A 12,469-nucleotide genomic window follows, 5' to 3' on the forward strand; every position below is an offset into this window, starting at 1 on the left:
CCTTGACCCACCAGTCCGGATCGTGCGCCTCCCCGAGGCCGGGGATCGGCTTGCCGGCAAGAGCCAGGTCGTCGAACTCCCCGCGGGCCACGGCCCGGTCGACGATGAGGCGTGCCCGCCGGACCTCGTCCTCCCCCGTGCGCAGCGGGGCCATCTCCCCGTTCGGTGCGTCGCCGTCGTCGTTCTGGCGTTCCAGCTCGGCGAGTGCATCGCTCGCATCGCCTCCGCCACCCCGGGCAGCCCGGTACTGGGCCGCCTTGCGCAGCCTCTCCTCGTGCTCCTGGGACCCGCTGATGCCGCTGCCCTCCGCCTCGCTCGTGCCGGTCCTTCAAGTATTCCGACGGGGCCGAGGGGCCCGCAACCGATTCTCCTGCGGACGAACGGCCTCGCGCCGCGGGGTCGCACGCGCGACGGGGCGGCTTCGTGCACGCGTTCCGACGGCTCCACCCCGTTTCCACGGCGTGTCCCGTCGCGACACGCGGCTTTTGGGTCGATACGCGTGCACGAAGCCGCAGCAAAGCCACCGAAACGCGTGCACGAAGCCGCAGGCCGGCCACCGGAGCGCCGGGAACGACGACGGCGGGCACCCCGGAGGGGCCCGCCGTCGGACAGCAGGTACTAGACGAGCCAGGCCGTCGTGTCCCCCGGCAGCCGGCCGTCGACGAGGGGCGAGCTGCTCAGCACCACCCTGCCGGCGGGCAGGTCCACCGGCGACGACCCGAAGTTGGTGACGCAGTGCCATCCGCCGGGACGCGTGAAGTGCAGGACGTCGGCGGAGGGCGTTGCCACCCAGTCGAAGTCCTCCTCGCCCTGCAGTTCGCGCCGCAGTTCCAGGGCACGGCGGTAGAAGCTGAGGTTGGAGGCCGGATCGCCCTCCTGCACCTCGACGGCGTATTCGCCGAACCACTCCGGCTGCGGCAGGTGCGCGCCGCCGAACCCGAAGCCGAAGGACTCGCCGTCCCTGGTCCACGGCAGCGGCACGCGGCAGCCGTCACGGCCGACGTCGACGCCCGTGTTGCGGAAGAACGTCGGGTCCTGGCGGTCCTCGTCGGCGATGTCGGCGACCTCGTGCAGTCCGAGCTCCTCGCCCTGGTACACGTAGGCGGAGCCCGGGAGTGCCAGCATGAGCTGCGTGACGGCGCGGGCGCGGCGTTCGCCGAGGTCGCGGTCCAGGGCCGGCTCGGTGCCACCGCTCAGGAGCCAGGCCGATCCGTCCTGGCCGCCCTGCCCGCCCTGCCCGGGCTTGCTCCTGCTGTCGGGGTCGGCCGGCGGGAGCCCGTAGCGCGTGGCGTGGCGGACGACGTCGTGGTTGGAGAACACCCAGGTCGACGACGCGCCGGAGGACGTCGCCTCGACGAGGTTCCTGGTGATGATGTCGCGGAACTGGCCCGGGTTCCAGTCGGCCTTGAGGAGATCGAAGTTGAACGCCTGGCCGAGTCCTTCCGGGCTGGCGTAGCGGGCGCGGCGCTCGGCATGGACCCAGGCCTCGGCCACGGCCGTGCGCGGCGGGGTGTACTCGTTGAACACCGCACGCCATTCGGCGAAGACCTCGTGGACCTCGTCGCGGTCCCAGAACGGGTGCCGGCCGTTGTGGTTCTCGTCCTCGGCGCCGAGCTCGGCCTTCGAGGGCAGGGGTTCGGTCATGTCCTTGGTGAGGGCGTGGGCCACGTCGACGCGGAAGCCGTCGACACCGCGGTCGGACCAGAAGCGCAGGGTCTTCAGGAAGTCGTCGCGCACCTCGCGGTTGTCCCAGTTCAGGTCAGGCTGCTCCCGGGCGAAGATGTGCATGTACCACTGGCCGTCCGCGGTCCGCTCCCAGGCGGGTCCGCCGAACACGGAGTCCCAGTCCGACGGCGGCTCGTCGCCGTTCGGACCCTTGCCGTCGCGGAAGATGTAGCGGGCCCGCGCGGCCGACCCCTTCGGCGCTGCCAGTGCCTCCCGGAACCAGGCGTGCCGGTCGGAGGTGTGGTTGGGGACGATGTCGGCGATGAGCTTGATGCCGGCCTCGTGCAGCGCGGCCACCATCTCGTCGAAGTCCTCGAGGGTGCCGAGCTTGGGGTCGACGTCGCGGTAGTCGTCGACGTCGTACCCGCCGTCAGCCAGTGCGGAGGGGTAGAACGGGCTCAGCCAGACGGCGTCGATGCCCAGGGACCTGAGGTACGGGATCCGGGACGTGATGCCCTTCAGGTCACCGATGCCGTCACCGTTGGAGTCGGCGAAGCTGCGCGGGTAGATCTGGTAGACGGCGGCCTGGCGCCACCAGGAGGGGTCCTGCATGCGCTCGGCGAGCGCGTCGGCGGAGAGCCCGGACGTGGCGTCGACGGCCGAGTCGACCTCGGGGTTGACGGTGGAAGTCACGAAGGTGTCCCTTTCGAGGAGTGGGGATGTGGACGTTACTTGGAGGATCCGCGCATCACGCCGGAGATGACCCAGCGCTGCGCGAAGAGGTACACGATCAACAACGGTGCCATCGCCATGAGGTAGGACGCGAATGCCACGGAGTAGTTGGTGTTGAATTGCCCCTGGAAGATGAACTGTGCCAGTGGCAGCGTCTGCGCCGACGGGTCGGAGAGGATGACCAGCGGCAGCATGAAGTCGTTCCACGCCCAGAGGCAGGTGAGGATGCCGACGGTCGCGTTCATGGGGCCGAGGAGCGGGAAGATGATCCGCCAGAAGACGGTCCAGGTGGTGGCACCGTCGGTGAGCGCTGCCTCCTCGAGTTCGAGCGGGATGGACCGGATGTAGGCGACGTACACGAAGATGTTGAACGAGAGCCCGTACACCGTGTAGAGCAGGATCAGGCCCAGCTGGTTGTCGAGCCCGAAGATCGCCGTCTGCTTGACCACCGGCAGCATGATTATGGGGAACGGCACGAACAGGGCTGCGATGAAGTAGAAGTACAGCCCCTTGAAGAACCTGCGGTGCATGTTCCTCGCGATCGCGTAGGCGACCATCGAGTTGGTGACGAGGGTCAGCAGCACCGTGCCCACGGTGACCAGCCCGGTGTTGAGCAGGGCCCGCGGGAAGCTGGTCAGGGTCCAGGCGTCGGCGAAGTTCTCCCAGCGGGCGGTCGTCGGCAGACCGAAACCGGTGCCGCCGAGCTGGTCGGGCGTCTTCAGGGCCGTGACCACGGTGAGGTAGAGCGGAATGAGCACCGTCAGGGCGCACACGGCGACGAGGGCCGTCAGCCACCAGTTCACGCGGCGACGATCCGGTCGGTAGGCGCGTTCGACGACGTCGTCGCCGTCAGGGCGGTCGGTGGCCACGCGGCGCACCGCGGAGGAGGATGTGGCGGTCATCAGAACGAGGCCTCCCTGCGCTGCAGGATCCGCAGCTGGATGAATGAGATGGCGATGATCACGAAGAGGTAGAGGACGGCGTTGGCGGTCTGGTAGCCGTACTCGCCGCCCTGGAAGCCGCCCCGGTAGATGAGCAGCGAGATCGATTCGGTGGACGTCCCGGGGCCGCCGGCGGTCAGCGAGATGATCTGGTCGAAGACCTGCAGGAAGTTCTTGAGGCTGAGCACCATGTTGATGGTGAAGAACGCGCCGATCATCGGGAACGTGATGGAGGTGAACTGCTTCCAGGGCGAGGCCCCGTCCAGGGACGCCGCTTCGTAGAGCTCGCCCGGGATGGTCTGCAGCCCGGCCAGGTAGATGATGATGTTGAAGGCCGCGGCCTGCCAGACGGACAGGATGACGACGCCGATCCAGGCGGTGTCGGGGCTCGCCAGGATGCTCGTGGTCAGAGATGTGACACCGAGCGCCTCGGCGATCGCCGGGACCGAGTTCGAGAAGAGGTAGTTGAACACGTACCCGACGATCAGGATGGACAGGATGTTCGGGATGAAGAAGATGCCCCGGAATCCGGTCTTGAAGCGGATGCGTCCGTTGAGCGCGATGGCGACGGCGAGGGCGATGATGTTCACCGCCACCGTGGACACGATCGCGAACAGGAACGTGAAGCCGTAGGCGCCGTAGATGCGGTCGTCGCCGAAGAGGTTGGCGTAGTTCCGCAGGCCCACGAAGGACCATTCGCCGTAGCCCGCGTAGTTCGTGAGGCTGAAGAACATCCCGGTGAGGAGGGGCACGGTGTGGAACACGGCGAATAGGGCGAGGGCGGGGAGCACCATCAGGTAGAAGACCCGCGGCACGCGCCGTTCCCCCCGGAGTGCCGTCGGCGGTGGGCCCGGGCGTGCCGGGCTGCTGACTGGTGTGCTCATGTCAGTCCTTCTCGTTCGGGATGGTCCGAGCTGCGATCTTGCTCCACTCGCGGTCCAGGGTGGCCAGGAAGTCCTCGGTCCGTCCGCCGAGCACGAGTTCCTGCAGGTACTGGGGCAGCGGCAGGCTCGCGGGGAGCTGGTGGTCGATGAAGCCGATGATCCGGTTGTCGTCGAAGTACGGGGCGAGGCCGGCAAGCGCCGGGTCCGTGGTCTCGGCGCCGGTCGCCAGCGGGGAGAAGGCGCTCTGCTCCTGTGCGTACCGCTCGACGACCTCGGGTGACATCAGGAACTCGACGAACCTCCTCGCCTCCGCCGGGTGGTCCGTGTCCCGTCCGATGGACACACCGACGTCGACGCCGGACACGACGACGGTGTCCTCCGGGGAGTTGGTCGCCGGATAGGGGAAGGAACCGATGTTCACGTCGGGGTCGACGGCCCGGATGGCGGGGATGGCGTAGCTGCCCTGCAGGTACATCGCGGACTCCCCCGTCGCGAAGGCGGCGTTCCCGGCGTTGTAGTCCCGGCCTGCGGCGTCGTCCTGGCCGAACGCGTAGAGCGCCGTCAGCTTCTCCATCGCTTCCGGGTAGTCCTTGGAGAACGACACCTCACCGGACTGCACGTCCGGCCCCTGGGCGCGGAGCCGGTCGAAGAAGCCCTCCGGCTGGAGCGCACCCCCGAGGTTCACGAAGGCGGGGCCCACCGTCCAGGCGTCCTTGATCGTGGTGTAGAAGGGTGTGACGCCTGCGGCCTCGAAGGTCCGCGCCGCGTCCAGCAGTTCGTCCCAGGTGGTCGGCACCTCGACGCCGTACTGCTCGAAGAGGTCCCTGTTGTACAGGATGCCGCTCGCATTGCTCGAGAACGGGACCGCGTTCACCTCGTCGCCGCAGGATCCGAGGTCGCGGATGATGTCGCTGACCGCCGGCCGGACCTGCTCGACGACGGGCAGGTCCGAGAGGTCCGCGAAGACACAGGCCTTCGCGAGGTCGCCGTAGCGCCCGTTGCCGTTGAGGGTGAGGACATCGGGGGTCTTGTCCTTGACCAGGAGGGTCCGGATGGCGGTATCGGCGTCCGGCACGTGGTTCTGCACCACCCGGATGCCCGGGTTGGCGGCCTCGAACTCGTCGATGATGGCGCTGAAGTTCGCGACCGCTTCGGGTTTGAACTGGAAGAAATCGAGCGTGACGACGTCGTCCTGGGCTGCGCATCCCGGGAGGACCAGCGCGAGTGCCGCCGCTCCTGCCGCGCATCGGACGGCGCGCCTCGCGCGGCCGTGGGGTTGCTTCACAACTGGCTCTCCTTCGTGCTGTGTGAGGGCGTGCCGTGTCCACGTCCGTGTCGAACTGGGCACTGGTTATTTTTATGACAGAAATAAGAGCGGTGTCAACCATTCCACTCACGCGACATCCGGAGCATCCGCAGGAGTATCCGCAGGAGTATCCGCACCGAAAAGCCAGCCCATTAGCGATACTCTGAAAATAAGTACCCCCTGCGAACGGAACATCATGGACGCGGTCACCTCGCTCGCACCCTCCAGCCCGGCCCGGGCGCTCGCGCGCGAAGTCCTCATCCGCGGACCCATCTCCCGTGCCGACCTCGCGGCCCGCCTCGGCCTGTCGGTCGCCAGCCTCACGCGGCTGAGCAAGCCCCTCCTCGATGCGGGCGTCCTCCGGGAGTCGGACGAGGTCGCGGCCGCGGCCATCGGGAGGCCGGTCCGCCCGCTCGAGGTCAGTCCGGACGCGCACCGGTTCGTGGGCGTCAAACTGACCGGCGACACCGCGTCCGCGGTCGCCACGAACCTCAAGGCCGATGTCGTCGGGTCGAGCGAGGCGGCTCTGCCGGGCCACGCCGTCGGGGAGGTGATCGACGCCATCGTCGACGCCGTGGCCGACCTCGGACCCCTGGCGGGATTCAGTGGTATCGGCATCAGCATCGGCGGCAAGGTGGACTCCGGTGCGGAGGTGCTGCGCGCCCCGTTCCTCGGGTGGCGCGACGTGCCCCTCGCCGCACTCGTCCAGGAGCGGACCGGGCTGCCGGTCGCCGTCGAGAACGACGTCGTGGCCCTCACGATCGCGGAGCAGTGGTTCGGCGCGGGGCGCGGGGAGAAGGACTTCGCCGTCCTGACGGTCGGCGCCGGAGTGGGCTACGGGCTGGTGATCAACGACGCCGTCATCTCGCCGCCCGATGCCGGGCTCGGCCTCGTGGGGCACTATCCGCTCGACCCCTCCGGGCCACGGTGCATGGAGGGCCACCGCGGGTGCTCCTCCGCCGTGCTGACCATTCCCGCCATCTGCTCCCAGTTCGCCGCCTCCACCGGCGAGCAGCGGACCTACGACGAGATCCTCGGGCTCGCCGGGGAGGGCCACCCCGTGGCCGCCGCCGTCGTCCGCGCGGCGGGAGAGGCGCTGGGCCTCCTGGTGTCGGCGGTCGCGAACCTGACGATGGTGGAGCTCGTCGTGCTGTCCGGTGAGGGCATGGACCTGGCGGACGTCGCAGCCGAGGCACTGCGGGCCTCGATCGACTACCACCGCGACCCGGAAGCGGCGCCCATCCGGCTGAGCCGCCAGCCGTCGGACTTCGCCCAGTGGGCGCGCGGGGCTGCCGCCGTCGTCATCCAGCGCACCATCCTCGGGACGCTCCGCTGAGGAAATCAGCTCACGTCGGAATGATGGAGCGGCCCGGGTGCTTGCACGGAGTATGACAACTCTCGCGATCATCGGAGCAGGACGCGGCCTCGGGGCCGCTGTGGCACGGCGTTTCGGAGCGGAGGGATTCTCCGTGGCCCTCATCTCCCGGAGCCAGGGCAAGGTGGACGCCCTCGCCGAGGACCTCGGCAGGGAGGGCATCCAGGCACGCGGTTTCGCGGCGGACGTCCGGAACCCCGAATCCATCGCCGCAGCCCTCGAGGCCGCCACCGAGACACTGGGCCCCATCGAGGTGCTGCAGTACAGCCCCCTGCCGCAGAAGGACTTCATGCGGCCCGTCCTCGAGACGACACCGGCCGACCTCAGGGGCCCGGTGGAGTTCTCCATCTACGGCCCCGTCGCGGCGGTGCACCAGGTACTGCCCGGCATGAGGTTCCTCGGCGGGAACCGTGGCACCATCCTGTTCGTCAACGGCGGGTCCGCGGTCAAGCCCGGCCGCGGTGTCACCGGCACCTCGGTGGCCTTCGCGGGCCAGGCGGCCTACGCCCAGCTGCTGCACGAGGTGCTCGGCGAGGAGGGGATCCACGTCTCGCAGCTCATCATCGGCGGCCGCATCATCGAGGGCGACCCGGAGAAGGACCCGGCCGTCCTCGCCGGCGTGCTCTGGGACCTCCATGCCCGACGGGACACCTTCCGCCGGCAGATCAGCACCGACTGACCGGACCGGTCGGGTCGGTGCAGGCACCCCGGTCCTCGCGGACAGGACCGGGGTGCCTACTTCCCGACGCCGTCCGCGAGTCCGCGGACGAAGTACTTCTGGGTGAGGAAGAAGAGCAGGATCACCGGAACGGCGGCGATCGTCATGCCGGCGAACACCACGGGGTATTCGGTCCCGTGCTTGCTCATCAGGTTGGTCAGCCCGATCGGCAGGGTCTGCAGGTCTCCCCCGCTGGTGAACACCATGGCGAACAGGTATTCGTTCCAGGTGAAGAGGATGTTCAGGATCACGCTGGACACGAGGATCGGCTTGCACATGGGCAGCACGATGCTCCAGAAGGCCCTGGCCTTGCCGGCCCCGTCCACCGCTGCCGCCTCGTCGATCTCGACCGGCAGGTCCACCATGTAGGCGCGGATCAGGAAGGTCGTGAACGGGATCCGGAACGCCACGTAGAGGATCAGGAGCGCCCAGAACGTGTTGTAGAGCCCGAGCGCCTGGAACATCCTGACGAGCGGGATCAGTGCGACGGCGGGAGCGAGCATCAGGCCGCCGAGGATCAGGGCGAGGACCGTCCGGCTGAACGGGATCTGCATCCGCGTGAGCCCGTACGCCGCCCAGGCGCTGATGAAGACGGTGGCGATGGTCGCCGTGACGGTGACGAGGATACTGGTCATCAGATAGCTGCTGACACCGCGGTTCCACGCCTTCGCGTAGTTCTCCCAGGTGAACTGCAGCGGCAGCGCGAAGGGGTTGCCGAACAGCTCGCTGTTGGTCTTGAACCCGTTCAGGACCATCCACAGCAGCGGATAGATCACGACGACGGCAAGGGCCAGCAGGAACGACGCGACGAAGGTCCGCGCGACGACGCCGAGGACACTCGTTCGGGTCACCATTCGACTCTCCTCTTCCGTGTGATGGCCAGCTGCAGGAGCGCGACGCCCAGGGTGAGGACGAAGATCACCGTCGCGATGGCGGCTGCGTAGCCGAAGTCGTTGCGGCCGAAGCCCATCCGGTAGAGCCATGACACGAGGACCTGGCTCGAGTTGTTGGGGCCGCCGCTGGTCATCACCATGACCTCGTTGAACACCTGGAACGCGCCCGAGAGCGTGACGATGATCATCAGGCCGGTCATCTCACGCGTGAGCGGGACGGTGACCTGGAGGAACCTCCGGATCGGGCCGACGCCGTCGAGCGACGCGGCGTCGTAGAGGTCCTGCGGGATGCGCTGGATGGCGATCGCGAACAGCAGCGTGGAGTAGCCGAAGCCCTGCCACTGGCTCATGGTGATCACGGCCCAGATCGCGGTGCCCTCCTGCCCCAGCCAGGCCTGCGTCAGCCCATCCAGTCCGACGCCCCTCAGCAGCGCGTTCAGGATGCCCAGTTCCGGCTCGTACACGAAGTAGAACAGCAGCCCGGCGACCGTCAGGGAGATGGCGGACGGCACGAAGTAGACGGCCCGCAGTGCGCGGCGCCACCGCTCGGACCGGAGGCCCTCCACGAGCGCGGCGAGGAGCAGCGCGCCGAAGACCTGGCAGACGAGGGAGACCGCCGCATAGGCCGTGTTGTTGAGCAGCGCCCGCCAGAACACGGGGTCGCCGGCCAGCTTCTCGTAGTTGGCCAGTCCCACGAAGGACGAGCCGCCCGCGTAGATGTCCCACTTCATGACGCTGTACTGCAGGTTCTGGAGCAGGGGCAGGTAGACGAAGACGCCCAGCACCAGGAGCGCGGGAGCGACCCACACCCAGCCACGCGGCCTGCGGGGCCGCCGCGCCCCTGCGTCGACGGTTCGTGGAAGCAGGGGCGCGGCGGGTGCGGTGCTACTCGGCGCTGTCTGAAGCGGCGCGGACATTGCTCAGAACCTCTTCGGGAGTCTCGGATCCGGACACCAGCGCCTCGCCGCCGGCGAGCCAGGCGTCCGCGACATCGGGGACGGTGACGGCGTCGAGCCACCCGAGGAGGTAGCTGGCCTCGTTGAGCTTCGCGACACCCTCGACGACGGCGGGGCTCGCCGTGGATGCGGAGACGGCACCGACGATCGTGCTGGGCTGGCTGAAGGGGGCTCCGGCGAGCGTCTCCGCGTTGGCCTTGCTGGTCGCGAACTTGAGGAAGTCGACGGCGAGCGCCTGGCGGGGGGACCTCGCGTTGACCATCATGCCCTCGGGTGACCCCTCGAGCGCGGCCGGATCGCCTTCGGCCCCCTCGGGGGCGGGCAGGGCGAAGATGCCGAAGTCCTCGGCGGTGATCTCCGAGCCGTCCGTGACCACCGAGTCGAACTCCAGGATCTCCTGGAAGTACATGGCTGCCTGGCCGGCGGACTGCGCCTGCTGCGCCGTGGAGTACAGCACCCCGTTGGAGTCGGTGCCCGTGGCCGTGCAGTCCCGCACCACCGTCTGGAACTCCTCGAGCGACTTCGCGTAGCCGGGGTGGTCCCAGCTGGCCGTCGCGGGGACGAAGTCCTTCTCGAGCACGTCCCGGGGCACGTTGTAGGCGAAGAGCTGCTGGAGGAAGTGCAGGCCGGGCCAGCCGTCCTTGTTCCCGAAGGCGAGTGGCTCCACCCCCTGCGCCTCCAGCTTCGGGCAGGCTGCGATCAGCTCCTCGAAGGTGGTGGGGACGGCGACGCCGGCCGCCTCGAAGATGCTCTTGTTGTAGCCCATGAACTTGCCGTTGTTGTAGAGGGGGACGGCGTAGTACTTGCCGTCCTGCGCGAAGGCATCGAGCGACGCTGCCCCGAACGTGGAGCCCCAGTCCGAATCGGGCGAGAGCACGTCGCTGAGGTCGGTGGCCAACCCGCCCTCGATGAACTTGTCGGCGTAGTCGCCGGTCCAGGAGAAGTAGATGTCCGGCAGTGCCGAGGAGGCCACCAGGGTCTTGGTCTTGTCCTTGATGCTCTGGTCGGTCTCCTGGATGATCTCGAAGTCCACGTCCGGGTGCAGCGCCGTGTACTCGGCTGCGAGGTCCTCGAAGTAGGGCGACAGCGGCTCGCCGCCGAACTTCGTGAGGATCGACAGCGTCCCCTCGTACTCGGGCGCGGCCGTGAGGTCTGCCGCCTCGACATCGGTCCCCCCTCCACAGGCCGTGAGGCCCATCAGTGCCGCGGCGGACACCGCACATACTCTCCGTCGGACGTTCTTCATGGCCGAGCCTCCTTGATTGACCGGGACGTGCCCGGAAGCCTCCGCTGCGGTGGGGAGCAGCTGCCCGGTGGGCCTGCCCTTTCCGCGTGGTGCGGATCACAGTAGCGCAAGTTTGATACCGGTACCAGCCCTCCGACCACAAAGATGCGAAAGCAACGGGACGGCCAGAGGAAGCGCACACAGATGGTTGACTCGCTCAATTTCTGCGTGCAACGATGTGCCGGTGATACCGGTATCAGTTTCGGGTCATCATCGCCTCCTCCGAAGGGATCGTCATGCTGAAGTTCGATGAGGACCAGTTCCTCACACGCGCACAGAGTTTCCTGGCCCTGCAGCCGCGCATAGAAGAAATCGTCGGAGGCCTGTCCGACGTCGACGCCGTGTTCCTCATCGGGTCGGGCGGGACCTATGCGGCCATGTGGCCCTACGAGCACCTCCTGCGCCGGAACACCACGGTTCCCGTCCGGTCGGCCATCGCCGCGGAACTCGTCCTCTCCGGTGACGCCCTCCTCAACGAGCGTTCCGTCGCCGTGTTCGCCTCCGCCTCGGGCACCACCGAGGACGTGATCGCGTGCATCGAGTTCTGCCGGGCCCGTGGCGTCCGCACCATCGGGTTCACCGGCATCGCCGAGAGCCCCATCGCGCAGGCCGTGGACCACGCGCTGATCACTGAACCCGACGCCTGGCCGTTCGATCTCGGCCTGCTGCTCCTCACCACGCGGTTCCTGTCGGAGCGCGGGGAGTTCGCCGGCTACGACAAGCTGGTCGACCAGCTCCGGGCCGTCCCCCAGGCCCTCGTGGGCGTGGCCCGCCAGGCGGAGCCGCTGGCGGAGGCCTTCGCGGAACGGCACAGGGAGACGGACTTCCACTTCGTGGTCGGCAGCGGCAACCTCTGGGGCCATGCCTACCTGTACTCCATGTGCATCCTCGAGGAGATGCAGTGGCTGCACACCACCCGGGTGCACGGTGCCGAGTTCTTCCACGGCTCCCTGGAGCTGATCGAGCCCGACACCAGCGTCCTGCTCTTCGTGGGCGAGGACGAGACCCGCCCGCTGATGGAGCGCGTCGTCGCGTTCTCGGAGAAGTACTCGCAGGCCACCACGGTCCTCGATACCGCGGACTACCCGCTCGAGGGCATCGACGACGAGTTCCGGGGACTGCTGGGCCCGCTGGTGATGGACACCATCACCAGCCGGATCAGCAAGCACCTCGAGAAGCAGCGCGACCACTCACTCGACCTGCGCCGGTACTACCGCGTCGTGGAGTACTGAGCCATGTCGTCCTGAGCCGACGGCGAGACCCCCTCGCCGGCCGGGTGCCCGCCACCCGGCCGGCGGCCCTTCCTCCGAACAGCAAGGCACCCATGCGCGTTCTCGGCTATGGCGACAATATCGTCGACCGCTTCATCGACCGCCGCACGTCCTATCCCGGCGGCAACAGCGTCAACTTCTCCGTGTTCGCGCGGCGCCTCGGAGCCGATGCGGGATATCTCGGCGTGTTCGGGGACGACGTGTTCGGGGACCTCCTCAGGGGGGCGCTCCTCGCGGAGTCCGTGGACATCTCACGCTCCATCACCCGGCACGGCCCGAGTGGCTGGACCAACATCCGGCTGGAGGACGGCGAGCGCCAGTTCCTGGACTGGAACGGAGGCGGCATCACCCTCGCGGAGCCGCTCCAGCCCTCCCCCGGGGACCTGGCGTACCTGGCCGGTTTCGACGTCGTGCATTCCAGCGTCTACTCGGGCATCGAGGAG

At 68.3% G+C, this 12,469-nt stretch carries 12 protein-coding genes; 4 read left to right on the forward strand and 8 right to left on the reverse strand.

The features are described 5' to 3' along the window. From CVO76_RS17610 to CVO76_RS09355, 5 genes are all read right to left on the reverse strand, one after another. A partial coding sequence (locus CVO76_RS17610; RefSeq protein ID WP_208741765.1) for a DnaJ family domain-containing protein occupies window positions 1–154 on the reverse strand: 154 nt, incomplete at its 3' end. Window positions 155–618: 464 nt separating this feature from the next. After that, complete coding sequence (locus tag CVO76_RS09340) at window positions 619–2,277, reverse strand: glycoside hydrolase family 13 protein (protein ID WP_208741766.1); 1,659 nt, start codon at window positions 2,275–2,277, stop codon at window positions 619–621. Window positions 2,278–2,393: 116 nt separating this feature from the next. After that, on the reverse strand, window positions 2,394–3,299 hold the full coding sequence (locus CVO76_RS09345) for a carbohydrate ABC transporter permease (RefSeq protein ID WP_208739057.1): 906 nt from the start codon (window positions 3,297–3,299) through the stop codon (window positions 2,394–2,396). Beyond that, window positions 3,299–4,222 (reverse strand): carbohydrate ABC transporter permease, encoded by a 924-nt coding sequence (locus tag CVO76_RS09350; protein WP_208739058.1) that lies wholly within the window; start codon window positions 4,220–4,222, stop codon window positions 3,299–3,301. The genes CVO76_RS09345 and CVO76_RS09350 overlap by 1 nt, the downstream gene beginning before the upstream one ends. A gap of 1 nt (window position 4,223) precedes the next feature. Beyond that, the gene (locus CVO76_RS09355) at window positions 4,224–5,507 is read right to left on the reverse strand and encodes an ABC transporter substrate-binding protein (protein WP_208739059.1); all 1,284 of its coding nucleotides are present in this window, start codon (window positions 5,505–5,507) and stop codon (window positions 4,224–4,226) included. 217 nt (window positions 5,508–5,724) lie between these two features. On the opposite strand from CVO76_RS09355, the gene CVO76_RS09360 reads away from it, so the two are divergent. Beyond that, window positions 5,725–6,864, forward strand: coding sequence for an ROK family transcriptional regulator (locus tag CVO76_RS09360; RefSeq protein WP_208739060.1), 1,140 nt, complete (start codon window positions 5,725–5,727; stop codon window positions 6,862–6,864). A gap of 52 nt (window positions 6,865–6,916) precedes the next feature. Then, window positions 6,917–7,582 (forward strand): SDR family NAD(P)-dependent oxidoreductase, encoded by a 666-nt coding sequence (locus CVO76_RS09365; RefSeq protein ID WP_208739061.1) that lies wholly within the window; start codon window positions 6,917–6,919, stop codon window positions 7,580–7,582. A 56-nt stretch (window positions 7,583–7,638) separates the two neighbouring features. Here CVO76_RS09365 and CVO76_RS09370 read toward each other — a convergent pair whose 3' ends face one another. Genes CVO76_RS09370 through CVO76_RS09380 form a run of 3 tightly spaced genes read right to left on the reverse strand, consistent with a single transcriptional unit; the run spans window position 7,639 to window position 10,716 of the window. Continuing rightward, a complete protein-coding gene (locus CVO76_RS09370; RefSeq protein WP_133082652.1) occupies window positions 7,639–8,475 on the reverse strand; it encodes a carbohydrate ABC transporter permease in 837 nt (278 codons plus the stop codon). Then, the gene (locus tag CVO76_RS09375) at window positions 8,469–9,431 is read right to left on the reverse strand and encodes a carbohydrate ABC transporter permease (RefSeq protein ID WP_208739062.1); all 963 of its coding nucleotides are present in this window, start codon (window positions 9,429–9,431) and stop codon (window positions 8,469–8,471) included. The genes CVO76_RS09370 and CVO76_RS09375 overlap by 7 nt, the downstream gene beginning before the upstream one ends. Continuing rightward, window positions 9,400–10,716, reverse strand: a complete 1,317-nt coding sequence (locus CVO76_RS09380) for an ABC transporter substrate-binding protein (RefSeq protein ID WP_133082650.1) — start codon at window positions 10,714–10,716, stop codon at window positions 9,400–9,402. The genes CVO76_RS09375 and CVO76_RS09380 overlap by 32 nt, the downstream gene beginning before the upstream one ends. A 275-nt stretch (window positions 10,717–10,991) precedes the next feature. On the opposite strand from CVO76_RS09380, the gene CVO76_RS09385 reads away from it, so the two are divergent. Beyond that, window positions 10,992–11,987: an SIS domain-containing protein gene (locus CVO76_RS09385; RefSeq protein WP_208739063.1), complete on the forward strand. Its 996-nt coding sequence runs from the start codon at window positions 10,992–10,994 to the stop codon at window positions 11,985–11,987. A 92-nt stretch (window positions 11,988–12,079) separates the two neighbouring features. Next, window positions 12,080–12,469 (forward strand): PfkB family carbohydrate kinase (locus CVO76_RS09390; protein WP_244185845.1); only part of this gene is annotated, 390 nt, incomplete at its 3' end.

It is taken from the genome of Arthrobacter agilis, from assembly GCF_002953615.1.
Lineage (GTDB): Bacteria > Actinomycetota > Actinomycetes > Actinomycetales > Micrococcaceae > Arthrobacter_D > Arthrobacter_D agilis_B.

What these genes read in the sequence shown, in the direction of transcription:
- CVO76_RS09340 (WP_208741766.1), bottom strand. Translation starts at nt 2,277, where the DNA reads ATGCAGGACCCCTCCTGGTGGCGCCAGGCCGCCGTCTACCAGATCTAC.
- CVO76_RS09345 (WP_208739057.1), bottom strand. Translation starts at nt 3,299, where the DNA reads ATGACCGCCACATCCTCCTCCGCGGTGCGCCGCGTGGCCACCGACCGC.
- CVO76_RS09350 (WP_208739058.1), bottom strand. Translation starts at nt 4,222, where the DNA reads ATGAGCACACCAGTCAGCAGCCCGGCACGCCCGGGCCCACCGCCGACG.
- CVO76_RS09360 (WP_208739060.1), top strand. Translation starts at nt 5,725, where the DNA reads ATGGACGCGGTCACCTCGCTCGCACCCTCCAGCCCGGCCCGGGCGCTC.
- CVO76_RS09365 (WP_208739061.1), top strand. Translation starts at nt 6,917, where the DNA reads ATGACAACTCTCGCGATCATCGGAGCAGGACGCGGCCTCGGGGCCGCT.
- CVO76_RS09370 (WP_133082652.1), bottom strand. Translation starts at nt 8,475, where the DNA reads ATGGTGACCCGAACGAGTGTCCTCGGCGTCGTCGCGCGGACCTTCGTC.
- CVO76_RS09375 (WP_208739062.1), bottom strand. Translation starts at nt 9,431, where the DNA reads ATGTCCGCGCCGCTTCAGACAGCGCCGAGTAGCACCGCACCCGCCGCG.
- CVO76_RS09380 (WP_133082650.1), bottom strand. Translation starts at nt 10,716, where the DNA reads ATGAAGAACGTCCGACGGAGAGTATGTGCGGTGTCCGCCGCGGCACTG.
- CVO76_RS09385 (WP_208739063.1), top strand. Translation starts at nt 10,992, where the DNA reads ATGCTGAAGTTCGATGAGGACCAGTTCCTCACACGCGCACAGAGTTTC.